19 protein-coding genes and 8 pseudogenes are annotated in these 23,058 nt (G+C 57.5%); 21 read left to right on the forward strand and 6 right to left on the reverse strand.

Annotation, left to right across the window (positions count from 1 at the left end):
* Positions 1-46 precede the first annotated feature (46 nt).
* Positions 47-757 (forward strand): hypothetical protein, encoded by a 711-nt coding sequence (locus XH83_RS35270; protein ID WP_128929777.1) that lies wholly within the window; start codon positions 47-49, stop codon positions 755-757.
* 4 nt (positions 758-761) lie between these two features.
* Here XH83_RS35270 and XH83_RS40465 read toward each other — a convergent pair.
* Positions 762-863 (reverse strand): annotated as a pseudogene (locus XH83_RS40465) (transposase); the annotation flags it as partial.
* A 52-nt stretch (positions 864-915) separates the two neighbouring features.
* Between XH83_RS40465 and XH83_RS35275 the strand changes: the two are divergent.
* The 4 genes and pseudogenes from XH83_RS35275 to XH83_RS39915 all read left to right on the forward strand — a co-directional run.
* Positions 916-1,207: pseudogene (locus XH83_RS35275) on the forward strand (transposase); the annotation flags it as partial.
* A gap of 624 nt (positions 1,208-1,831) precedes the next feature.
* A complete protein-coding gene (locus XH83_RS39905; RefSeq protein WP_232995611.1) occupies positions 1,832-2,149 on the forward strand; it encodes a transposase DNA-binding-containing protein in 318 nt (105 codons plus the stop codon).
* Between the two features lie 150 nt (positions 2,150-2,299).
* Positions 2,300-2,809, forward strand: coding sequence for a hypothetical protein (locus XH83_RS39910; RefSeq protein WP_232995610.1), 510 nt, complete (start codon positions 2,300-2,302; stop codon positions 2,807-2,809).
* A 132-nt stretch (positions 2,810-2,941) separates the two neighbouring features.
* Positions 2,942-3,154 carry a hypothetical protein gene (locus XH83_RS39915; RefSeq protein WP_232995609.1) on the forward strand — a complete coding sequence of 71 codons (213 nt, stop codon included), beginning with the start codon at positions 2,942-2,944 and terminating at the stop codon, positions 3,152-3,154.
* Between the two features lie 196 nt (positions 3,155-3,350).
* Here the strand turns inward: XH83_RS39915 and XH83_RS35285 are convergent, their stop codons facing one another.
* Both XH83_RS35285 and XH83_RS40470 read right to left on the reverse strand, forming a co-directional pair.
* Positions 3,351-4,043 (reverse strand): substrate-binding domain-containing protein, encoded by a 693-nt coding sequence (locus XH83_RS35285; protein WP_232995608.1) that lies wholly within the window; start codon positions 4,041-4,043, stop codon positions 3,351-3,353.
* Between the two features lie 192 nt (positions 4,044-4,235).
* Positions 4,236-4,313, reverse strand: a pseudogene (locus XH83_RS40470) (LacI family DNA-binding transcriptional regulator); the annotation flags it as partial.
* 103 nt (positions 4,314-4,416) lie between these two features.
* Between XH83_RS40470 and XH83_RS35290 the strand changes: the two are divergent.
* A complete protein-coding gene (locus XH83_RS35290) occupies positions 4,417-5,652 on the forward strand; it encodes an NAD(P)/FAD-dependent oxidoreductase (protein WP_232995607.1) in 1,236 nt (411 codons plus the stop codon).
* Here XH83_RS35290 and XH83_RS35295 read toward each other — a convergent pair.
* The 3 genes from XH83_RS35295 to XH83_RS35305 all read right to left on the reverse strand — a co-directional run bounded on the left by XH83_RS35295 (position 5,649) and on the right by XH83_RS35305 (position 8,576).
* The gene (locus XH83_RS35295) at positions 5,649-5,987 is read right to left on the reverse strand and encodes a MocE family 2Fe-2S type ferredoxin (RefSeq protein WP_128930174.1); all 339 of its coding nucleotides are present in this window, start codon (positions 5,985-5,987) and stop codon (positions 5,649-5,651) included. The two genes, XH83_RS35290 and XH83_RS35295, sit on opposite strands and share 4 nt — an antisense overlap.
* Positions 5,988-6,430: 443 nt before the next feature.
* Positions 6,431-7,282, reverse strand: a complete 852-nt coding sequence (locus tag XH83_RS35300; protein WP_128955100.1) for a sugar phosphate isomerase/epimerase — start codon at positions 7,280-7,282, stop codon at positions 6,431-6,433.
* Positions 7,283-7,289: 7 nt separating this feature from the next.
* Positions 7,290-8,576, reverse strand: a complete 1,287-nt coding sequence (locus XH83_RS35305) for an NAD(P)/FAD-dependent oxidoreductase (RefSeq protein WP_128929774.1) — start codon at positions 8,574-8,576, stop codon at positions 7,290-7,292.
* A 247-nt stretch (positions 8,577-8,823) separates the two neighbouring features.
* Between XH83_RS35305 and XH83_RS35310 the strand changes: the two are divergent.
* From XH83_RS35310 to XH83_RS35370, 15 genes and pseudogenes are all read left to right on the forward strand, one after another.
* Positions 8,824-9,939, forward strand: a pseudogene (locus tag XH83_RS35310) (DDE-type integrase/transposase/recombinase); the annotation flags it as partial.
* Between the two features lie 104 nt (positions 9,940-10,043).
* The gene (locus XH83_RS35315) at positions 10,044-10,409 is read left to right on the forward strand and encodes a hypothetical protein (protein WP_128929773.1); all 366 of its coding nucleotides are present in this window, start codon (positions 10,044-10,046) and stop codon (positions 10,407-10,409) included.
* A 176-nt stretch (positions 10,410-10,585) separates the two neighbouring features.
* Positions 10,586-11,599 (forward strand): sterol desaturase family protein, encoded by a 1,014-nt coding sequence (locus XH83_RS35320; protein WP_128955099.1) that lies wholly within the window; start codon positions 10,586-10,588, stop codon positions 11,597-11,599.
* 94 nt (positions 11,600-11,693) lie between these two features.
* The gene (locus XH83_RS35325; protein WP_128929771.1) at positions 11,694-12,785 is read left to right on the forward strand and encodes a substrate-binding domain-containing protein; all 1,092 of its coding nucleotides are present in this window, start codon (positions 11,694-11,696) and stop codon (positions 12,783-12,785) included.
* A gap of 38 nt (positions 12,786-12,823) precedes the next feature.
* Complete coding sequence (locus XH83_RS35330; RefSeq protein WP_164934141.1) at positions 12,824-14,362, forward strand: sugar ABC transporter ATP-binding protein; 1,539 nt, start codon at positions 12,824-12,826, stop codon at positions 14,360-14,362.
* Positions 14,359-15,393: an ABC transporter permease gene (locus XH83_RS35335; RefSeq protein WP_128929769.1), complete on the forward strand. Its 1,035-nt coding sequence runs from the start codon at positions 14,359-14,361 to the stop codon at positions 15,391-15,393. Before XH83_RS35330 ends, XH83_RS35335 begins: the two co-directional genes overlap by 4 nt.
* Positions 15,394-15,406: 13 nt before the next feature.
* Positions 15,407-15,648, forward strand: a pseudogene (locus XH83_RS39920) (hypothetical protein); the annotation flags it as partial.
* A 563-nt stretch (positions 15,649-16,211) separates the two neighbouring features.
* Positions 16,212-17,507, forward strand: a pseudogene (locus tag XH83_RS35340) (extracellular solute-binding protein).
* An 85-nt stretch (positions 17,508-17,592) separates the two neighbouring features.
* Complete coding sequence (locus XH83_RS35345; RefSeq protein WP_232995606.1) at positions 17,593-18,528, forward strand: carbohydrate ABC transporter permease; 936 nt, start codon at positions 17,593-17,595, stop codon at positions 18,526-18,528.
* A gap of 107 nt (positions 18,529-18,635) precedes the next feature.
* Positions 18,636-19,400 (forward strand): carbohydrate ABC transporter permease, encoded by a 765-nt coding sequence (locus XH83_RS35350; RefSeq protein WP_245470880.1) that lies wholly within the window; start codon positions 18,636-18,638, stop codon positions 19,398-19,400.
* A complete protein-coding gene (locus XH83_RS35355; protein ID WP_128929766.1) occupies positions 19,397-20,338 on the forward strand; it encodes a ribokinase in 942 nt (313 codons plus the stop codon). Before XH83_RS35350 ends, XH83_RS35355 begins: the two co-directional genes overlap by 4 nt.
* 136 nt (positions 20,339-20,474) lie before the next feature.
* Positions 20,475-21,107 (forward strand): annotated as a pseudogene (locus XH83_RS35360) (SDR family NAD(P)-dependent oxidoreductase); the annotation flags it as partial.
* A pseudogene (locus tag XH83_RS39925) lies at positions 21,100-21,497 on the forward strand (hypothetical protein). The pseudogenes XH83_RS35360 and XH83_RS39925, both read left to right, overlap by 8 nt.
* 186 nt (positions 21,498-21,683) lie before the next feature.
* Positions 21,684-21,926: an HAD hydrolase-like protein gene (locus tag XH83_RS39930; RefSeq protein WP_232995604.1), complete on the forward strand. Its 243-nt coding sequence runs from the start codon at positions 21,684-21,686 to the stop codon at positions 21,924-21,926.
* A complete protein-coding gene (locus XH83_RS35370; protein ID WP_128929765.1) occupies positions 21,926-23,038 on the forward strand; it encodes an ABC transporter ATP-binding protein in 1,113 nt (370 codons plus the stop codon). The genes XH83_RS39930 and XH83_RS35370 overlap by 1 nt, the downstream gene beginning before the upstream one ends.
* Positions 23,039-23,058 lie beyond the last annotated feature (20 nt).

Genomic DNA, 23,058 nt, shown 5'->3' on the forward strand with positions numbered 1-23,058 from the left:
GCTTGGTGGCAGGATTAAGCCGCCACACTAAAAGCGAGGACTACGCATGCGCCCGAATTATCTTTTCGGAATGAGGCAAGCCGCGAGGCAAGCAAAGGCACTCCAAATTCCCGAAATCGCCGCTATCGAGTTTGGCGTCGCTGGCGGTATGGGACTGCTGGAGATGGAACAAGTCGCTGAGAGTCTTCAGGCTGAAACGGGAGTTCGCTTCCGACTCTACGGCTTCGATCTGGAAACTGGCTTGCCACCCTCTGACGATTACCGAGATCTGCCATACCTCTGGCGCGCCGGTTTTTTCAAAATGGATAGGGCTAAATTGGAGCGTCAATTAAAGCGCGCCACCCTGATAATCGGCAACGTCGGCGAGACGGTTCTGGCGTTTATCGAACGCTATTCGCCACCTGTTATCGGCTTTGTGTCTTTCGACCTCGACCTCTATACAAGTACTAAGCCGGCACTAAACCTTTTCAACTCTGCTGCATCTCATTTTCTACCACGGACCTTCTGCTACTTTGACGATATCGTCGGTGATCTTGATGAAGTACACTGCGAATGGGTTGGGGAACTTCTGGCAATCCGGGAATTTAACGATGCTCACGCAGCGCGGAAAATCGCAAAGATAAACGGTCTGTCTTGGAAGTTTGGCGCACCAACGCAGTGGCATGACCAGATCTTTGTGTTGCACCTGTTCGATCACCCCGCCTACAAGCAATACATCAATGAGCGGACGGACTGGCAACTGCCCCTACCAGAATAAGTTAGCTGGTCCCGGCCTTGCGGCAGATCTCCGCCACCGCAACCCCGTCACTGCCCTGCTTCAGGATGAGCGCCTTCTGGGCGTCCGAAAACTTCGAAGCCTTCATCGTCCTTCGCTCCTCCCAGCCAGGGAACCGGTGCGAAAAACTCTAGCCAAAAATGGTCCAGTTTGCCGGCCTCAGATCAGAAGATGGACGGGCAAGGTTCACGGAAGAGCAGGTTATCGCAGTGTTGAAGGAGCATGAGGCTGGAGCGACGACAGCAGGCCTGGCTCGCAAACACGGGTCTCCGAGGCGACGATCTACAATTGGAAGGCCAAGTTCGGCGGCATGGAAGTCTCCGAAGCCAAGCGGCTGAAGCGCTCGAGGAAGAGAACGCGAAGCTGAAGAAGCTGCTGGCCGAGCAGATGCTCGATGCGGCGGCACTGCGCGAGCTTTTGTCAAAAAATGTATGGTTCACCCCGTCCGTGTAAGGGTTCGTAACAACGAAAATGACACTTCCAGTTGCATAAATGTATCCGGCCTCTCGTGAGTGGACTGCTGTTGCAGCCAGGCCATGATGAGATCTGCGCACGCCGTTCCCAATAAATGGTTCGGGCACGAAGCCCGTTTTTTGCACAGGCCTTACGGCATGTTGATCCACTGTTTCGTCATCACTGTTCCCGAGCCATGCAATCGAAGCCAGCGTCAGGTGAAAGCAGGATCTCTGCGTTCGTAGAGAGCTCAAGACCACCCAGACAATGCGTGCGGATTCCGAGATGATGGTGCGCACCGTACCGACTTGATGGCGCGCAGGGTTCCGAAATGATCGCGCCCAGCATTCCGAGCATTTTCCGCGCAGCATTCGGATTTGATCGCGCGCAGATTCGGATGGTGTGAGGCCCGATCGTTGGGCCAATTCTCCGGCTGGAAGCAGCTGGGAGGATTGGATGCCGACGAGGAGGGTTATCATGCGCCAGGTGCGCGAGATTGTGAGGCTGAGCCTTGCATCGGGAGGCGTCCGACGCGATGACCTGGTTTGATCGTGAAGCAGCGCTTTGCGAATTCCAGGACGCTGGACTTGGCGAGAGATTTACATGCTACTGAAGCAGATCGGTGGAGACATCGGCCAGAGCATTCCGATGGTTTGCCAAGACTGGGCGAATACCAAGGCGGCCTATCGTTTCTTTTCCAATGAACGAGTAAGCGAGGCCGACATTCTGTCTGGTCTCTTTAAATCGACGCGGGAACGTATCGCGGCTGCGAAAGGTCCTGTTCTTGTCCCGCATGATACGACCGAGTTCACCTATCAAAGAGAGCGCCCGGATCTGATCGGGATGATTAAGCGCATCCCCAAAAGCAACTCCCGAAGATTGGACGGAAAACCCAAACGTACACGACATGCGGAATATTGATGCATTCGAGCTTTGCGGTGACCCTCGAGGGGCTTCCACTGGGGCTCAGCGCCGTGAAGTTCTGGACCGAAAGAAGTTCAGAGGGGGCGCCGCGCTCAGGCGCGAGGTCAACCTGACACGGATCCCCATTGAAACCAAGGAGAGCATTCGGTGGCTGGAGAACCTCAAACAATCCACGGAGCTTTTCGAGAAGCCACGCAGTGCATCCATATCGGTGATCGTGAGGCCGATATTTATGACTTGTTGTGCGCCGCCCAAGAGGTTGGAACGCATTTCTTGGTAAGGACCTTTGTCAATCGCCTGGCAGGCGATGGCGATCATACCGTTGCAACGATAATGGACGAGGTCGTGGTCAAAGGCCTCCACCGGATCGAAGTCCAGGATAGCAAGGGCAATCCAGACCAGTCTGTTCTTGAAATCCGGTATCGTAAAATCGGTACTTTGCTACCGATCGGCAAGCAGTCGCGGTATCCAACTTTGACTATGACAGTGATCCACGCTGATGAAAGAGGAGCGCCAAAGAACAGAAAGAAGATTGAATGGAAACTCCTGACCGATCTTCCAGTGCAATCGGCGCAGGGCTGCGATCGAGAAACTCGAATGGTATTCCCTGCGATGGAAGATCGAGGTCTTCCACAAGATACTCAAATCCGGCTGTAGGGCAGAGGAGGACTCGCAACTGCGGACTGCTCAGCGATTGACGAATCTGATCTCGGTATTCTGCATTGTGAGCTGGCGCATTTTTTGGATGACGATGCTTAATCGTTCAGCGCCAAATGCCTCACCGGATTTGTGCTGACCAAGGCTGAAAGCCAATTGCTTGATCGGCTCGTCGAAGACAAGAATCCAGTCGACACACAACGAAAGACATTGTCGCATTATCTTATCAAGATCGCCAGGCTCGGCGGCTATCTCGCCCGCGCCAACGATCCGCCACCAGGGAATCTGATCATATGGCGCGGATTATCGCGATTCATCGATATCGCAACGGGAGCGAAACTCTGACTCAAAAAATGTGGGTAATCGCAAGCATCACCGGACGGATACCATCAAGCTTGGCCCACGGCGAGTTCGGGCGCCTTTCGGCCGAGGGCAGGCTGCTCGTCAGCCGCGCCAAACGCAGCATTGCCGCTAGCGCGCAGAACGCGCCGGTCGCGATGAAAAAGAGCGGCCCTCGCAGGACTCTGGATACTGCACAGTCTTAGATGTTGTATTTCGTGTGGACGGTAAACGATACTATCCCGGCCTCGGGCGCGTGAGCCGTTAGGCCGAAGCGGGCTAAGAGAAGAGCTACCGACCTCGATGCTTGTTCTTCCGGGTTCTGATCAATCGCCAGAGCAACGACGCCGGTCTTCATCATCTGTCTGACCTCGTCGCTAAGGTCGTGCGCGATCACGATTGGTGCTCTGGCCAACCACGGTGCCACTGTGTGGGCAAGCCCATTTTTTGATCCCGCGACGTAGATACCGCTGACAGCATCCTCGGACATTCCTTTAGGGCACTCATCGCTCTCCATTATCTCGACGTGTATCGGAGAAGAAAGTTCTGCCTTCACACCGTCTCGAAATCCACTAATCCTAGAGGCCTCCGCTCGGTATTTCAGATCGGAGCAGACCGCTAAGTAGATTCCCCGATTGACCATCCGGGACATGAAGAATGCCGCAGCTCGTCCGGCTCCGTAGTGGTCAATCCCGACGTAGGCCAACCGTGGTGTCGTCGGCAGGTCTGATCCGAGAGTAATGACAGGGGTCCCCGATGAGGTCACCGAGGCAATCGCATCTATCATTTGATCTGTCTCGGGTCCGTACACTATCACCGCGTCTGCCTTGGCCGCGCGAATCAGACCCGGGACCGCTTCCGCATGCCGCTCCTCGAATAGGACGCGTTCGATCACAAGGGATTTTGTAGTTTGCGCGATTTGGCTTTCAAACGCTCGGGCAAGCCGCAACAGAAGGGGCGTCCTTTGCGAAGGCATTATTACCTTGACTCGAAAGAGCCGACGATGGGGCGATGGAAGAGTCCGACTGATCCCCAGCTGACGAGCAGCTTCGATGACTTTCAGCGCCGTCTTCGGGGATACATTAGCTCGTTCATTGAGGACGCGATCGACCGTTGCAATTCCGACGCCAGCGAGCTTGGCTACCTCGTTCAGCCCAGGTTTCATTCGCTTCGGCTTTCGTTTTGCGGTATGTTTGTTGACGATAGCCCATCGCAGGTCAACACCGCACTTCGCACCAAGATGTCATGGATGCACAGGATTATAACTGATGACTGAGCGATGCAGAATAGTCATCGTTGGAGGGGGGCACGCCGGCGGCAGATTGGCGCAACTCTTGTCTCGCGGCCCCGATCGCGTCCACGTGACCCTCGTCGGGGCCGAGCCTATCTATCCCTACGAACGACCTCCGCTATCTAAAGGAGTTCTCCTGGGCACCAGCGGGCTCGATGACTGCGTGTTGTGGAAGCCTAACGACCCAGTTTGGGAGCGTGTAGAGACCCATCTCGGCGTCGCCGTTGAAGATGTTGATCGCGTCCGGAAAAACATCCGACTTAGCGACGGTAAAGTGATTAGATACGATCGATTGGTTCTCGCTACCGGCTCTCGAGTTCGCGGGTTTCCGGTGCAAGGAAGTCAGCTCCGCGGCGTCTTTAGCCTTCGAAGTTACGCCGATGCTCAAACCGTTTCTAAGTACTTCCTGGCATCAAACCGAGTGGCCGTCGTTGGTGGCGGATTTATCGGCCTCGAAGTCGCGGCGGCCGCCGCACAGCGCGGCATCCAGCCACGAGTGATCGAAGCTTCCGACCGACTGCTTTCTCGCTTGGTGCCGCGACTGGTAGCAGATCGCCTTGCCGAGACGCACCTCCACGCTGGTGTGCAATTGACGTACGGGGCCATGGTCGAGAGGTTCGTTTCCAATGGCCATGGTAGCCTAAAGCGCGCTGTTCTCAGCAATGGAGATGCTGTTGACTGCAGTGTCGCCGTCGTTGCCGTTGGTGTTGAACCTGAGATATCCCTTGCGATTGGCGCCGGCTTGGAGATCGACATTGGTGTAATAACTAACGAGCAGCTGCGTACCTCTGATCCCAACATATTCGCCTGTGGCGACATTGCCGCCTTCTGGCATCCACTTTACCAACGGCATATACGTTTGGAGTCGTGGCAAAACGCGGAGGATCACGCAAGAATCCTAGCCGCCGTACTGCTGGGCGAAGAAGTTACGGCGCCGTCAGTCCCATTCTTTTGGTCTGACCAGTACGACCTCTCCCTTCAAATAATGGGGTTACCTCATCTCGGTACGTCGACAAGGCGAAAACCGACAGCGTCTGGAAGCGCGATCTTGCTTCACTGCGACGCACTTGAACGACTCGTCGGCGCGACCGCCATCGGACCCACGGCGCTCATCGGGCGAGAGCTGAGAAAAATGCGTCAGCTGATTGCTTCACGCGCTATCTGCAACTCTGTCACGCTTGACGGAGCCGAGTTAGAGGTCGTTGCGGGTTAAGCCCGTCGAGGTACCAAAACGGTGACCGCTCCATCCTCGATTCTCACCTCGTACGTGCGCAGGTTTATGCATACCGGAGCGCCAAGTGCCTTTCCCGTCATATAGCTGAACCGTCCAGAGTGACGGGGGCACTCCACCGTGTGGCCCTCAACATAACCATCGGACAGGTGGGCGTGTTCATGAGTGCAAATATCGTCTGTTACGAAGATTTCGCCCTTCGGGGAGCGAAATATTGCGTATGAATGCCCGTCAAACTCCCAGCGACGAACGTCTTGAAGCCGAATATCCTCTACCTTGCACGCAAACACCCATGTACGAGCGGTGTCGTCAACCATCTTCAAATCTAGGCTCATGTTGAACTTCTCTTCCCTCTTTAGAATATGCTGAACGTCTGGCGCCATCACTTTTGCACCTGACATCGAACCCTTCGTCGATCGATCCGGCGGCAAAGTCGGGCTATCATTAGGTCGACTTCTAGTTCTCCCGCGTACCCGTCGACCTCATTGCACCTTTGGATCTTCTCAATAGACCATGTATGCATGCGCCGCTTCCGGCCGGGCCCCCCAAACCGATGTCGACCAAGATCCCAGCGCTCTCATAGCTCAAATCAACAGAAAGAGGCCATCTGGATCAGCACACGAAGCGTGTATCGACGATACAACAAATCGCGATCGCCTTGATCTGGACACCTACATCTGCAGTCTACAGTTTGCAGTCTTCAGCAGCGGAGCAGTAGTGGGCTGTAACGTTTCCTGAGTTCAAGCGCTGTCGTTGTGCTCTACGCGTTGTCTTCCAGGTGGGCTCCAGACTTGTCCCAAGCCTTCCTGACGCATTCTCGAAGCATCAGGGCTTCGCTCCAGCGATCCGTTGTATCTTCACCATCTCGACCGGTTATCGCGTACGGCCGCGGCCCCAACTCGCAAGTAAACGCCAATGCCTCTCCGTCCGCCGCGCGCCGGCGCCAACTCCGAAAGCCGTAGCCCCACCACTCTAAGAACTGGTCGAGCCACATTTGGTGCTGCGGGAAGCTAATCTCGATTTGTATTTGCTCGCGGCTTGCTACCCTACCGTGGAACGCCCAACACCTATCCAAAACTTGATGGATGTGGCTGTTATTCTCCTCGGTAATTGGCCATGAGAACTCGCGCCCAACAACGAAGTGCGAAATATCCCCCAGCAGCTTGAGATCGGGGATTCGTTCAAGTAGATCGAGTGTAAAGAACAGGTCGGTCGTCATCCGGTCGCGATGTGTCTCTATATAGACGGGAAAATCGACCTCCTCGGCAAGCCGCAGCCATCCTTCTAAAAGCGGGATGCAATCATCCAAGCGACGTGGCCGTACATCTGGTTGAATCTCAAGATGATGAAGACCGAATTCCGTTGCATTTTCGAGCACTGGCTTGAGCTCATCGATGGTCTTCGGAAAACACTGGCCTTCGGCTGTCAACCCGTTCGCCTTCAACAGGCCATGCAGCTCGCGTACGTACTCCCGGCTCCGCCAATCTGCGCTAACGCCGTCATAGCCGGCATCTTTGATCATTCGGATGTTTTCCTCAAGCCCGCGTTCTGGCTCCGTCGCGCTTCGCAATTCCATGGCCCAAAGCGACTGAAAGAACAGGATGGTGTTCATGTAGTGTCTACCTTCGAACTGCTGAGAGAGCGGCTTCATGCGTTGAGTGGGCGTTGACGGCATCTGACTGCAAGAGCTTTCTCAAATCGTAGCTTGGGTCCTGCAGGACGGAAGGCGACGGGCGAAGGCGCCTCTCAATTATCGAGGTCGCGACTCGGACGATCTTTGCTACTTGCGATAGGCTACCGAACGCCGCCGTGGCCTCTAGAACGCCAAATCTGTCTAGGAGAAACGTTACTATACCCCCATCGTCTAAACTACGATTTACCTCGACCTGCGATTTGTTCGGAATGCCAGCAACTTGGAATACTTTGTCGAATTGATCAGACCACATCCATGGAACTGCCCTATAGGAAACCTTTCGTCCCAAAATGTTCAACGCGGCAGTGCCCCCCTGGTCCAGCGCATTCTTCCATGCCTCCAATCGTATCGTGTCTTTACCCGTCGACGCCGGATATCTTGCTGCGTCTCCGGCGGCGAAGATCCGAGAGTCTGCAGTTTGGAGGTATTCATTGACGAGAATGCCGTCGTCAGTGGCAAGGCCAGCCTTCTGCGCCAATTCAACGTCGGGATCCGCGCCAACAGCAACCAGAACTGTGTCGGCTACGAATTCCTGTCCTGATCTGAGTCGCACGCCCTCGACCATGTCGCAACCAATGATCGCCTCCACGTCCGCTCCGAGGAAAACCTTGGTGCCGTTGGAACGATGCAGTTCTAAGATTCTATCGGACGTCGAGATCGGCATCACGCGAGACAGCAGAGCGGGTGCCTTTTCCAAAACTGTTGTGTCAACACCTCTTGCCCGGGCAGACGCCGCGACTTCCAATCCGATCAGTCCTCCGCCGATAACGACAAGCCTTCGTGCCGGCATCAATCTCTCTCGGAGAACGGCGGATTGATCCAACGACCGCAGCGCGATCACTCCCTTCGAGCCGACGCCAGGCAACTGCGGAAAACGCGGTTTTGCTCCTGTCGCGAGCAGGAGGTAGTCATACCGAAAACGATCTCCTCCAGCGAGTGTAACGCTCTGTGCGTCCCGGTCGATTGCTTCCGCTCTGACCCCAGAGCGGAAAAGGATTCCGTTCTGGTCAAGCCAACCTGGGGCAAGAGCCGCTACGCCGCTGAAGCTCTCCTCTTGAGTAAGGACTGACTTGGACAGAGGCGGACGCTCATAAGGGGCGGACCGTTCCTCCGTTAGGAGTACAATCTCGTCGGACCACCCATGCTCCCGTAGTGCGCGAGCTGCACTCGTCCCAGCATGTCCAGCACCAACTATGACAATTCTTCGAGCCATCACATCAAGTCCGAACTGTGCGAGCTTGGAGGTTAGTCGCCGACATCTGATTTAGGCTATTCTGAACCTGATGTTTTTCCATCATGTTTACGATTCGTAGACTCGCTCGTGTGCGGGGCGCCCCGAGTCGGCGGCCTGCCGGCGTAGGATCAACGCCATGTAGTGTGGCGTGTTCGCCGTCAGCGCCTCTGAGACCAGGACTTCACGAAGGAGGATTTCTGGTTCATCGTTGCCGTACGGAGCGAAGTTGAAGCAGAAATCCGGGCCGGACAAAGCCCCGGCAGAACAAGTGCTGAAGGACAACCGACGCCAGGCACCTCGGCAGTATTCAGCGGAAAAGAATATCCGTATCGTGTTGGAAGGATTTGCGCGACGAGGAGAATATCTCCGAGCTGTGTGGCCTCGATGTATTATGGCCGGTCCAAGGAGTTCCTTGAGGCTGGCAAACGCCGCCTTGGGGGGCGACACTGCCCGCTCAGCCACGTCCGGCGAGGTCAAGGATCTTCGTCGTGAAGCCTCCGAATTGAAGGAGGTGGTCGCCGATCGTACCCTGGAGAACCGCTTACAAAAAAGAGTTGAGCGCGGCTGGGGAGGACGAGGCATGAGGTATCCTGCGTTCGCGAAGGCCGAGATCATCGCGCTGGTCGAGCAATCACCATCTGCGTGCCAGACGCACGCTCGAGAAGCTCGGCATCCCGCGAGCCGCATTTTATCGGTGGTACGATCGCTACCGTGCGGTTGGCGTTGAGGTACTGGCTGAGTATCGCTCGAAGTCGGACATGGTCTGGAATCGGGTTCCTGACGAAGTCCGCGGTCAGATCATCGATCTGGCGCTGGAGATTCCCGAGCTGTCGCCGCGCGAGCTGGCGGTGCGCTTCACCGATGACAGAAAGTACTTAGTCTCCGAGGCGCTGGGTCTATCGGCTGCTGAAGGCGCACGACCTGATCACCAGCCCCGCCTATGAGGTGATCAAGACGGCCAACGAGTTCAAGGACAAGACCACGGCGATCAACCAGCTCTGTCAGACTGACTTCGCCTACCTCAAGATCACCGGCTGGGGCTGGTATTATCTGTTCACTGTGCTCGCTGACTTCTCGCGTTATATCGTGGCGTTGAGGATGAGCCCAACCATGTGCGCCTCCGACGTTACGGCCACGCTCGACCGGGCGCTTGTCGCCTCAGGCCTGGAGTACATCAATATAAAGCAGCGGTCACGGCTTCTCAGCGACAACGGATCAAGTTACGTCGCGGATGATCTGGCCACCTGGCTCAAGGGCAAGGACATACGGCCTGTGCGCGGTGCGCCAATCATCGCCAGACCCAGGGCACTGGCATCAGACCTTGAAGAACCGCATCTTGCTGAGCGCATCAAGCGCGAGACCATCGCAATCCGTCGCTTGCGGCATCGACTGCAGGCAGCTTAACCTCTAGCCCAAGATGATCCGGAGCCTCCCTTCTCGAAATGCATGAGCGGTCTCAAATTATCTGACGACGGACACAACGCGAACATTGCGGCGCCGTGGTCGAAGTTGGCGAAGAGTTCGGCCGCGGCGGTGAAGGTCGTGTGGTCCGTTGTGAGCAAGACGCCAAAGTTCGTCGCCGGTGGCGCAGCCCTCAGCGTACAACGGTTCGCTGCTAATAACGCGAGCGACCGGTTCGCGGCGAAGTCGTTCACCTCGAAGTGGCGCCCGGCGCAATCCGTTGTGGCCGCTCAGATGCTGCATCGCGGTTCGAAAGGCAGTGATGTCTGGTGTACCGGTGTTTCGATAGCGAGCACGCTAAGTTGCATCAGTTGCCGATCTGCAATCTATACTCTCGACCGCTATACGTAGCGTGCAGGGGAGCAAACGAGCCGTACAATGACGAGCGTTTAGCGGCCGTGGCGACAATGCAGTAAGCCGTAGCTCGACATTTTGATGGATTTCAATCAACCTAACCATCGAGCCATCCAACGCTCTGCCATATACTGAAGAAAATATAGGGGTGGATTGCGCGCCAGGAGGAAGCGATGATGGAGGAAACTAAATTCGGCCGTCGCGACGAGTTTGGTCACTACGCGCCTAAGGAGCTCATCAGTTATGGGCCGTTGTTCACGTTGCCTCCGAAACCTATGGCGGTGATAAAGTGGTTGCCAGGGTACTTTTTGCCTTGGAACCTGCTGCTTATCGTGTTCGGGATCGGTTATTGGCTCTTTCTTGCGCCGTCTCTTGAACAAATGAAGACACTCGAGATCGGCTGGGTACTTTATCTCGTTCTCCTCAACTATGCCATCGTCGTCCTTTGGTATGGCGCCTGGCACTCTTGGCTCTACGTTTTGCGACGGCAGGAGACGCGCTTTAAGTACAACCCGCGTTGGCCCACGGCCAGAGCTACTGTTTTCGTCTTCGGCAAACAGGCTTTGGACAATATTTTCTGGACGATAACGAGCGGCGTTCCGGTCTTTACAGCATATCAGGTCGCGGCGTTTTATCTTTATGCCAACGGCTACGTGCCTCTCATCACCTTGTCAGACAACCCAATATGGTTCATCGTCCTGCTGTTACTCGTCCCATTCATTCATGAGGTCCACTTTTACGCGGTTCACCGCCTGCTTCATACTCGTCTCCTCTACAAGTACGTTCATTCATTGCACCACAATAATACGAACGTGCTTCCCTGGTCGGGATTAGCGATGCACCCGGTCGAACACATCCTGTATTTTTCTGTCATCGTGTTGATCGCTGTCTTCAATTCACATCCAATACATATGCTTGCCATGGTGATGCGCGCGGGCCTCGCTCCAGCAATTGCCCATACCGGTTTCGATCGAACCGAGCTGGGGGGCGAGCGCACCGTCCCATCTGGAGTCTACGCTCATTATCTTCACCACAAGCTTTTCGAGGTGAATTACGCTGATGGGGCGGTCCCACTAGACAAGTGGTTTGGCAGCTTTCACGACGGCAGCCCTGAAGCCGATGAGCGTCTAAAGCTTCGTATGGAACGGCGTGCTGAAGCTTATGCCAAGAAGGACGCTCGAGCCTGACTGGGTGCTCAACGTACCCTAGAATCCTATTGAAGAACTCAAGCCGCACGGAGAACTCCGCGGCCAAGCACCACGTCAGCAAAGGGGAAACGTTATGATTGTGGCAAGGATTGTTCGTCGCGCATTTCTCGCAGGCGTCGCGGGGATCGCCCTTACAAGTGTAGCGTTCGCAGACGGGCCCACTCCGATTCGAGTTAAGTCGGACGCGCACGCCGAGGTACCGCAAAAGTTTAAGAATCACGCGGTTAAGATCGCGGTTGTCCGCCAGCTCAACACTGGCGACGTGTATCAGGAGTGGATTGCCGGCGTTGAGGCTGAAGCGAAGAAGCTCGGCGTCAAGCTGACGGTCTACAACGCCGACGGCGACAATGCGAAGCAGGCGCTGATGCTGCAGCAGGCCGTAGCCACTCAGCCGGATGCCATCGTCATTGGTTGGGGATTTGGTGATAGTCTGCGCGACGGCATCAAGGCGGCCGCTGACGCCAATATTCCTGTCGTGACCTACTACGTTTCGGTCGAGCCGTCGGACAAGGTCATCACCGTTGATCAGGGCGACAAGCTGATGATGACCGGCATCCTTGGTGCTCTGAAGGCCCATATCGGCGGCGACGGTGCAAAGGCTGACGTCATCTATGTCTATGTGCCAGGCTATCAGGCGCTCGATCTGCGCAACGAAGTCTGGAAGGAATTCTTGAGGGCCAACCCTGGCGTCAATACGGTAGCGACGATCGGCGTCGTCAACGCCAACACTGCCGCCCAGACGGCCGATCAGGCCAAGGCAGCGCTGACTGCCCATCCAAACGTCAAGGCGATTGTCGCGCCGTATGATGAGTTCACCAAAGGCGCATCGCTAGCGATCAGCGAACTCGGTCTGGCGGACAAGGTTAAGACCTATGGCATGGACATCTCAACTGCCGACATCGCGGTAATGACGAAGCCACACAGTCCTTGGGTGGTCACGGCTACCACCAACCAGTCCAATGTCGGCTCGGTCGTACTGCGGGTGGCCGCGGCCAGGATTGCCGGCGACCTCATCGGCAACACGCTGAGCGTGCCGCCGCTGGTTATCACTCAGGAAGAGCTGCGCACGAACAAAGTCGAGAACATCGAACAGCTTGGTGCGGTCTTTCCGGATCTGAAGACGCCGGACGTGGCGAAGGCCCCTTGGATGGATAAGATGAAATGAATCGGTCCACGCAGGAAAGCCTCGCTGGAGGTTGCCCTATGTCCGAGCGAACGAGAGCCCTCGTCGAGTTCCGCAACATCACCAAGCGCTTCGGTGCCACGCAAGCGCTAAAGGGTGTGAGCTTCTCGATTATGCCGGGCGAGACGCTGGGTCTGCTCGGTGCCAACGGCGCCGGCAAGTCCACGCTCATCAAAGTGCTCTCCGGCAATTTCCTGCGCACGTCCGGCGAAATCCTGATCGAGGGCGAGCGGACCGAAATCCGCTCGCCGACCGAAGCGCGTGACTGCGGCATCGCGACCGTTCACCAGAACATCGACGATGCCGTGGTGTTCGGCATGACAGTGGCAGAAAATTTGCTGCTCGACGATCTCTCGACCGCCGACTCGCCCTTCTTTCTCAACCGCCGCAGCGTCATGGACCGCGCGCAGCAGGTGCAGCAGAAGTTGGGCCTCAAGCTACCGCTGGAAGCTCCGGTGGAGGAACTGTCAGCGAGCGGTCGGCAGGAGGTGGCGATCGCGCGCGCCCTAGTGAAGAACCCTAAGCTGTTGATCCTCGACGAGCCGACTTCGACGCTGTCGGCGCGTGAAGCGGAAAAATTGTTCGAGGCGGTGGCGGACCTCAAGCGGCGCGGTATCGCGGTGCTTTACGTCTCGCACCGCATGAGCGAGAGCCAGCAACTATGCAACCGCGCAGTCGTTTTGCGCAATGGTCAGATCGTTTCCGAGCACCAGTCACCGCTCGATACGAATGCGATAGCGACATCAATTCTCGGCGATCTGATCTTGTCGGCGAAACATGTCATCCGCCGCTCGGACCAGGTGCCGGTGTTTGTCGGACGCGGCTTGCGTGTGCGGCCCGATGCGGTGCCCGTCGACCTGACGTTCCGCAAGGGCGAGGTGATCGGTATCACCGGGCTCGTTGGCGCCGGGAAGACCGAGCTTCTGGAACAGATTTACGGTGCTATGCCGCTGGTTTCGGGCAAGATGCTGCTCAACGATCGGCCCTTCAAGCCGCGCGACGCAGCCGATGCGCTGACGAGGGGCGTGGCGATGGTGCCGGAGGAGCGCGCGAAGCAATCGATCTTCCCTGGCGAGGGCCTGGCGAAGCATTGCTCGATCGGCGCAATGGGATTCTTCAGCCGCTATGGCTTCATCGACCTACATAAAGAAGTGGCATTCACCCAGGATATCATCCGTGACTACAACGTCAAGTGTCCCGGCTGGGATGCCCCCATCGAGGCGCTGTCGGGAGGCAATCAGCAGAAGCTGTTAGTCGGCCGCTGGCTCAAGCACGGCTGGTCACTTCTAATTCTTGACGAACCGTTCCGGGGAATCGACATCGGAGCGCGCGGCATCATCTCGGACGCGCTGCGGGCTTTCTCGGAGTACAACTCGGTCGTAGTCTCGTCGTCGGACCCTGAGGAAGTGGTGGAGGTCGCCGACCGCGTACTCATTATGGTCGAAGGAGCGATCGCGGGCGAAGTTATGGCGGATGCGCTCAGCTCCGAAGAGCTTTCTGAAATCATGAGCCGGACCGGTGCAGCTCGGCAAGGCGTAAGTGGGGGCACCCTTCAATGACAATCCAAAACTCGCTCGCGCAGCCGGCCGAGCCTGGATCCACCCGCGGCAGCGCGGAAAAGCTGAAAGTCTTCATCTACCGCTACGGGCTTTTGGCCGTTCTGGTGCTGATGATTCTGTTCTTCTCCTGGCAGCAGCCGTTCTTCCGCACGTTCGCCAATGCAATGTTTATCCTGCAAGCGGCCTCGGTGGTCGCGGTGATCGGGCTTGGCGCCACGGTTTCGATGACGGTCGGCGGATTCGACCTGTCCGTAGGAGCGTCGATGTCGCTTGCGGTGATGGCAGCAACCGCGGCGATGGTGATCGGCGACCTCGGTGGCGCCCCAGCGATTCTGATCGCCGTGGCGGCGGGCGTCGCGGTCGGCCTATTCAACACTTTTCTCATTGTCTACGCCCGCATCCCCGATCTGGTGGCAACGCTCTCCGGCTTGTTCCTCATCAACGGGTTGACCTTGCTCGGCGTCTCGGGCCAGTCGATCGCGGAGGGTATGTCGTTCAACGGCAATGTCGCTCCGGGCAAGTTCTCGCCGCTATTCGGCTGGCTAGGTGGTGGGCGGCTGTTCGGTATCCCAGCGTCAGTCGTGGTCGCAGGTCTGATATTCATCGTCGTCATTGTGCTGCTCAATTACACGCGGTGGGGGCGGGCCTTCTACGCCGTTGGGGGCAATCCGATCGCAGCCGCGGCGGCCGGCATCCGCGTGGCGCGTTATCGCATGGCGGCATACCTGATCTCCGGCGCGTTGGCAGCAATCGCCGGAGTCATGTTAGCGGCCCGCTCCAACCGGGGCGACGTCAATGTGGGCGACGCGTACTTGCTGCAGGCCGTGTCCGCCGCGCTCGTGGGATATGCCGTGCTTGGCGCCAACAAAGCGAATGCCGTCGGTACGCTGGTTGGCGCGGTCTTCGTCGCCACACTAATCAACGGACTGACAATGTTCAATTTCCCGTACTACGCGCAAAGCTTCGTTCAGGGAGTGCTGCTCGTGGTCGCGTTGCTGATGAGTTACACGCTTGGCCCACGCCGCCGTTGAACTTAGTTCTTGGTCGGCGATCTTGTGCGCGGTTGACGAACAAGGAGCTGTTACGCAAGAGATCTCCTCCAATATCCAGGAGGCACACACGGGGCCCGCCGAGTGGCTTCGAGCATAGCCGACGTGAAGCGCCGCGCAACGGAGACCGGCTCGGCTTCGAGTTAACTGCTCACCTACGCGCAGATGCTGTCCAACGACAGCGCGCGGCTGAAGACAGAGGTCCGGAGATTCCTGATGACGGTTCTTGCAGCTTAAAGCCGTCTCGGCGCATTCGGAGGAACGGTACGGAAGACGGAAAACCGTGTGAAGTACTGCAGTGGAGGATTGAAACCTTTGCCCTATCGCGCACTCGAGAACGGTCATTGTGAACCTCGCTAACCGGCGCGTGCACAAGAGATTTCGGAGCCGCCACATCCCAGGACAATCGACTGTCGTTTGACTGCCGAAGCTACGAGGCGTCAGCGTCATAAGTTTGCTAATTGATCCTTGAGGATGACTGCTGCCAGTCCAGCAAATTGGTAGACAACGTGGCTTGAGTACGCCTGACGCGATCCGCGGATCACTTTCTGAACTACCGATTGTTCGACGTTACCCAATCTTACCCAAAGAGAGTTCGGAAAACCGCTTACGACGGAACAGCGGGCGCTAGCCTTGCCGACACTGCGGCCTCTCGAAGAGGAGGGGGCACGAGGTTTACGGGCCAAAGAGCTCACCGGAGGGGAATCATGCCAAGGAAGTACGCTGCTTGTCCGGACCGTTCAGCAAATTTTGCTAGGAAAGCTACCCTTATCTGCTCCACGCTTTTGGCCGGAACGGCCATGGCGCTTACCCACGCCAAGGCAGACGACATCAATTGGCGCCAGTTCGAAGGCGAGTCGATCGTCTGGGCCTCCGATATTCATCCATATGCCGATGCGGTTGCAGCCCAGCTGCCGGAATTCGAGAAGCTTACCGGCATCAAGGTGACGCCGGAGCTTTATCCGGACGATGCGTATTGGAATAAGTTGACGATCCAGCTCAGCACCAAATCACCAAGCTGGGACGTTGTCGGTACGGGCATTCAACCGGCTTGGGATCTTGCGCCCGGTCAATTGCTTGAGCCCCTCGACCGCTATCTGAACGATCCGAAACTTACGGCGGCCGGCTACGATTACAAGGATTTCTTCCCAGCACTACGAGATGCGCTGACTTGGAAGGTCAAGGAAGGCCAGATCGAGCCGGGAAGCGGGCAGGTGTGGGCCATTCCGCATGGCTTCGAGAATATCCAACTGTTCTAACGGAAGGACATCCTCGACAAGTATGGCATCAAGGTCCCTACGACCCCGCCGGAGATGTCCGCGGCATGCGAAAAGCTGAAGGCTGCCGATCCGACGATTACGCCCCTTGGCGTCCGCGGTGTGCGGTTCTGGAGCAGCATCCACACGGCCGCAATCTCGATCGCCAGGTCCTACGGGGTGCACGATTTCACCGTCAAGGACGGTAAGCTCGACACCGGCCTCGACTCACCCGAGTCGATCGCTTTCCACAAGGACTATGTGGACATGATCAAGAAGTGCGCGGCGCCCTCCTTTGCTAACGACAATTGGTACCAGGTGGTCGAAGGCATCAATTCCGGCCGCACAGCCATGGCGATCGATTCCAACATGTTTGGCTTTTGGAACGACGTTGCCGGCAAGCCAGCCTCAGGCAAAATAGCATTTGCGCCGCCCTTGCGTGCTCCGAATGCCAAAAACTTCGAATCCAACATCTGGATCTGGTCTTTGGCGATGAATGCGGCATCGCAAAAGAAGGGAGCTGCGTGGCTCTTCATCCAATGGGCGACTTCGAAGCAAGTGAAGCTCAACGGTGCCGTGGCCGGCAAGCTCGTCAACTCTCCGCGCACCTCGACCTGGACTGACAAGGCATGGCTCGAATACGCGGCAAAGCCTGAATTCAACAACTTTGTCGACACGTTCAAGAGCGTGCAGGACCGGGCAAAGCTGGCCTTTACAGCTCGCGTCGGCTTTGCCGAAGCAATGAATGCCTGGGCCGTTGCCATGCAGAAAATGGTCAACGGAGCTGACGTGAAGGCGACATTGACAGACCTCGCGGCCGAAATCCGATCGACCATGTGAAGTGCCGAGGGGGCGGCGGCGACCCGCTGCCCCTTCTTGCAATTAGAGATGTAGTCATATGGAACTTCGAGGATACGACGCAATCGTGACGCTGCAGTCTTCGGCCAGCCAACTTGCCTCCTCACAGGATCGGCGGATCAAGAGCGCTGAGGAGCCGCGTCTTGACTGGTGGAGCATTGCAGCAATTGCGCCAGCCATCGTCATACTTGTAGGATTTCTGCTTCTGTTCTTCTACGGCGTCTATCAGTCGTTGACTGACCTCAGGTTCGGTCGCCCCTTGGTCCACTTCATCGGCCTCAACAATTACGCGGCGCTGATTAAGACAGAGGATTTCTGGAATAGCATTCGCGCGACGCTGGTCTACTCTGGATCCGCCGTCCTTGCCGAGGCAGCCTTCGGTCTCGCGCTTGCCAAGCTGTTCGCGACCGAAGTCTTCCTGGCCCGCGTGATGCGGCCGGTCATTCTCCTGCCCCTCGTCCTACCCCCGATGAGCGTAGCGCTCATGTGGACGACCATGATGGACCCACAAAACGGGATCATGAATTATCTGTTGTCGCTTGTCGGGATCGGCCGATTTGCCTGGATCTCAGATCCCGTGACCGCAATGTTCTCCCTGGTCCTGATCGACGTATGGACCTACACGCCCTTCTTCGCACTCATCATCTTCGCCGGCCTTCAGGGCATCAATGAAGAGGTGAGAGAAGCCGCGCGCGTTAACGGTGCGAAGGGCTTGGCGACCTTTCTGCACATCGAGCAGCCTCTGATTGCTCCCTACATTCTGATCGCGGCGGTGTTTCGGCTGATCGAGTCTCTCAACCAGTTCGACATCATCTTCGGGACAACCCAAGGCGGGCCCGGCAACAGCACTTCGGTTCTTTCGGTACGTGCCTACATCACCGCGTTCCAGAATCTCGCTTTTGGGCGTGGCGCCGCACTGATGGTGGTCAATTGGCTGATCGTGCTAGTCGGGACGTTCGCCATGGTCAAGCTCTGGCGCTTTGTTCGCCAGCGCGTCAGCTGAAGAGGCCGCGCATGCGCGTCAATCGTTCGACTCCCGCCAATCTGATCCTCAACCTGCTCGTGGGCGTTTGCGCATTTATCCTAGCTTTTCCGCTTATCTGGATATTGATGATGTCGCTGAAGCAGCAGGCCGAAGTCATGACCTGGCCACCGACCTTTCTGTTCTCGCCGACCCTGGAGAATTTTCGCGTGCTGTTTGATGTCGCCCAGGCGGGGGCGACCAGCTATGGCACCATCAAAGTCGATTTCTTGACGCCGATCACCAACAGCGTCGTCATAGCGCTGGGCTCGGTCATCGTGTCTCTGCTCGTGGGCGTGCCGGCCGGCTACGTGCTGGCGCGGCGCGACATACCTCTCAAAGAGGACATTGCGTTCTTCATTCTTGGATTCCGCTTTGCCCCGGTTCTCCTGGTCGTCATCCCGCTCTTCAGCGTATTCCAGACCATCGGGCTATATGACACCTATCTCGGCATGATCTGGGTCTACCAGGTGGTCACACTGCCGATGATCGTCTGGCTGAGCCGCTCCTACATCGAGGACATCCCCAAGGACATCGAGGAGGCGGCTGCCATGGACGGCGCCAAACCCGTTCGCGTCGTGCTGCACATCGTGCTGCCACTGTTGAAGCCAGGACTGATCGGAGCCTCATTGCTCATCTTCCTGCTCGCCTGGCACAATTTTGCCCTCGGTCTAATGCTGAGCTCGACCAAGGCGCCGGTGACGGTCGCTCTGCTCAAGCTTCTCAATCCGGGCGTGCAGTTCTATCCCGTCATGGCGGCCGGGCTCGTCGTGACGATGATCATTCCCGTCATCCTGATCGTCATTGGCCAGCGTCACCTCGAACGCGGCCTCACCTTCGGTGCCGTAAAATGAACACCCGGCCATTGATGTTCTTCGGAACGACGAATCTCGATCTCTGCTTCAACGTCGAGCGACTGCCGACTCCAGGTGAAAGCCTGATGGGCGGCTTGACCCGTTACCCCGGAGGCAAGGGCGCCAATCAGGCCGTTGCTGCCGCCCGGCTTGGCCTCAAGCCACATTTCTACACGCGTCTCGGCGATGACGATGCCGGCCACTGGCTGTTGCAGTCCCTGATGCAGGCCGGCGTTCGCGCAGATGCCATTCAGATCTCTGCGGGCGAGGTCTCCGGTTCAGCCCTGGTCATGGTCGGCGACGACGGCTCGAACATGATCGTCATAGACCCTGGCACGAATTTGAACGTGACACCCGAGATGATCGAGCGCGCGGCCGAGTTCATCGCGCGCGATGCAATCGTTGTTGCGGAAATGGGGATGCCGATCTCGGCCCTTAATCGGCTCTTCGAGATGAAGGCGGACAAGGGTTTTGAACTCATCTTCAAGCCGGCGCCGGTCAGGCCCGGGCTTTCACCGGCCGCGTGGGCAAGCGTTGACTTCGTCACGCCGAACCAGACGGAAGCCTTTGAGCTCACAGGGATCGAAGTCCTCGACTTCCACACAGCCGCGGGCGCGGCCTTAAAGCTTCTCGATCTCGGTCCAGCTGCCGCCCTAATCACCTTGGGCGCGCAGGGCGCTTACTATGCCGACAAGAAGCAATCTTTTTCTCTGCGCGCCTTCCCGGTGAAGGTCGTGGATACCACGGCCGCAGGGGATGCTTTCAATGGCGCCTTCGCCGCTTCATTGGCTGAGAGCCTGCCCTTGAGGGAAGCCGTACGAAGGGCGCTCGCGGTGGCAGCCCTGTGCGTGACGCGCCGCGGTGCTCAAAGCTCGATGCCGAGCCGCGAGGCGGTTGGCGAATTTCTGCAATCACAAACGATCCTGGAGTTGGAATGACTGAACAGTTCTCAGTTTCGGATAGAACGGTGCTCGTAACCGGAGCCGGTGGAGGCATCGGGTCGGCCATTGTTTCAATGCATTCCGGGCGGGAGGGGCGAATGTCCTTGCCACCGATGCTAATCTCGCAAACCTCAGGGAGACCTTGGCTGGCCTGCCCCATGGCAACGGCGTACTGCCAATGGCGATGGATGTCGCGCGGGAGGACGATGTCGCAAGGGTGCTAGATGAGATTGCCAGACGTTTCGGCCGGCTCGATGTGCTGGTGAATAACGCCGGCATCAAGTCTGCCGAGCCGCTCCTGAACGGCAATTCGGAAAAGATCGAGCGCACGATCCAGATCAACTCAGTCGCTGTCCTGCGCTCCTCCAAACTGGTGGTCGACCGGTTCATGAAGGCGAAAGGTGGCCGTATCGTCAACGTCGGCTCCTCGCTGTCCTCGCAAGGTGCAGTCTTCAACTATCAGGCTGGCGGCGCCGACTACTGCTTGTCCAAGGCGATCGTCCACGATCTCACCAAGCTGCTCGCCTACGAATGCGCGCCGCTCAAGATCAATGTCAACGCAATCGCCCCTGGCATTATCGACACGCCCATGCACGGGCGTCCCCGGGAGGAGACCGAAGCCCGCCATAGTGGCCGGATCCCGCTGGGACGCGTGGGTCTACCGGAGAATATCGCGGGTCTTGCTGTCTTTCTCGCAAGCCCCGCGGCCTCATATATGACCGGGCAGATTCTTCACGTGAACGGCGGGATGCTGATGAATGGCTAATACCGCCCCGGCCCATAACTGGCCGCAAGTCAAAGGTATCATTTCGGATCTCGATGGCGTGGTTTATCGCGGCAACGCGGCGATACCAGATGCTATCCAGACATTTGGAGCTTGGCAGACGGCAGGATTGCCGTTCTGCTTCGTGACTAACAATTCCACCCATACCCCCGAAGATGTCTCCGCAAACTTGCGAGTTTCGGGCTTGTCGTCACGCCGAAAGACGTTGTCACGAGCGCCATCACTGCCGCCGAGCTCATTCGCGCGACATACAAGGATGCAACGCGCGTATTCGTCGTGGGCGCGCCATCGCTGGTGAAGGCCATCACCGAAGCGGGGCTCGATGTGACCGATCGCGAACCCGATGCCGTGGTCATGGGCCTCGATCGCTAGATAACGCATGAGAAGCTGCGGATTGCGGTCGAAGCGATCCTGAACGGTGCCGCATTCGTCGGCACCAACCCCGATCTCCTCCTGCCGACCGCAGGCGGTTTCGAACCTGGAGCAGGAGCAACGATCACAGCTGTAGCTGCTGCCACAGGCGTGAAGCCCTTGATTGTCGGGAAACCTGAGCCGCACATGATCGAGACGGCACTTTCCCGTCTCGGGACGGCGCGCAACGCCACATTGATGATTGGCGACCAGATCCAGACGGATATCCAGGCCGGAAAGCGAGCGAAGCTACCGACGGTGCTGGTCACGACCGGCGTGCCGCCCCGCGAAGACCCATCCCTGGTGCCACCTGATTTTATCGTCTCCAGCCTGGCAGAGATTGAGGTCCCGGCGGCGCTGGTCGAACGGATTCGACAGAGGAGTTCGTGATGGCCGATGTTCGTTTGGAAGGCGTCAACAAGGCCTATGGGACAATCCAGATCCTGCGGAACATTGATCTCACCATCGATCACGGCGAGTTCGTCGTGTTCGTCGGACCTTCGGGATCGGGCAAGTCGACGCTGTTGCGAATGATTGGAGGACTAGAACGAATCAGCGGCGGCCGGCTTCTGATTGACAACGAGCTCGTCAATGATGTCGATGCGGCGGATCGAAACCTCGGGATGGTGTTTCAGAGCTACGCGCTCTATCCGCACATGACTGTGCGCGAGAACCTTGCCTTTCCTCTGCGAATGGCAAAGGTTGCGAAGACCGGGATCGAGACCAGGGTCGCCGAGACTGCGTCGCTGCTACAGATCGATCATCTTCTGGACCGAAAACCCCGACAACTCTCGGGCGGCCAGCGTCAGCGCGTTGCGATTGGCCGCGCAATTGTTCGCGAACCCAAGGTGTTCCTATTCGACGAACCCCTGTCGAACCTTGATACCGAATTGCGGGTGCAGATGCGGGTTCAGATTGCCAAGCTCCACAAGCAGCTTGGGAATACCATGATCTACGTGACACACGACCAGGTGGAAGCCATGACAATGGCCGACAAGATCGTCGTACTCAAGGACGGCAACATCGAGCAGGTGGGAAGCCCGCATGATCTCTATCACAATCCGGCATCCCGGTTTGTGGCCGGATTCATCGGCTCACCCAAGATGAATTTCCTGGGCGGCCACATCGAGGCGGCGCACGAGGCGGGCATGGACGTCAGGCTCGACGCCGGGGCGACAGTCTCCGTCCCCGTGCAGCCGGATCAATTGCTCGTCGGCAAGCCGATCACACTCGGAATTCGCCCCGATGACTTCTCTCCATCTGCGGCGGAGAGGAAAGAGATCGCGATCGAACTCGACGTCGATTTCGTCGAGCATCTTGGCAGCGTCACCTACATCTACGGAAACGCTGGCAAGGAATCGGTGGTCGCAAAGGCGCCAAAGCCGGAGTCACAGAAGAGGTCTGGCAAGGTTCGTCTTGCGGCGTCGCCGGCGGACTGCCACCTGTTCGTGACGAACGGAAAGGCGCTGCGCCGGTTGCACGCGCCCGCAAATTGGAGCTAGTTTTCGCAACCGCCGTGCAG

The sequence above is a fragment of the Bradyrhizobium sp. CCBAU 53351 genome (assembly GCF_015291745.1).
GTDB lineage: Bacteria > Pseudomonadota > Alphaproteobacteria > Rhizobiales > Xanthobacteraceae > Bradyrhizobium.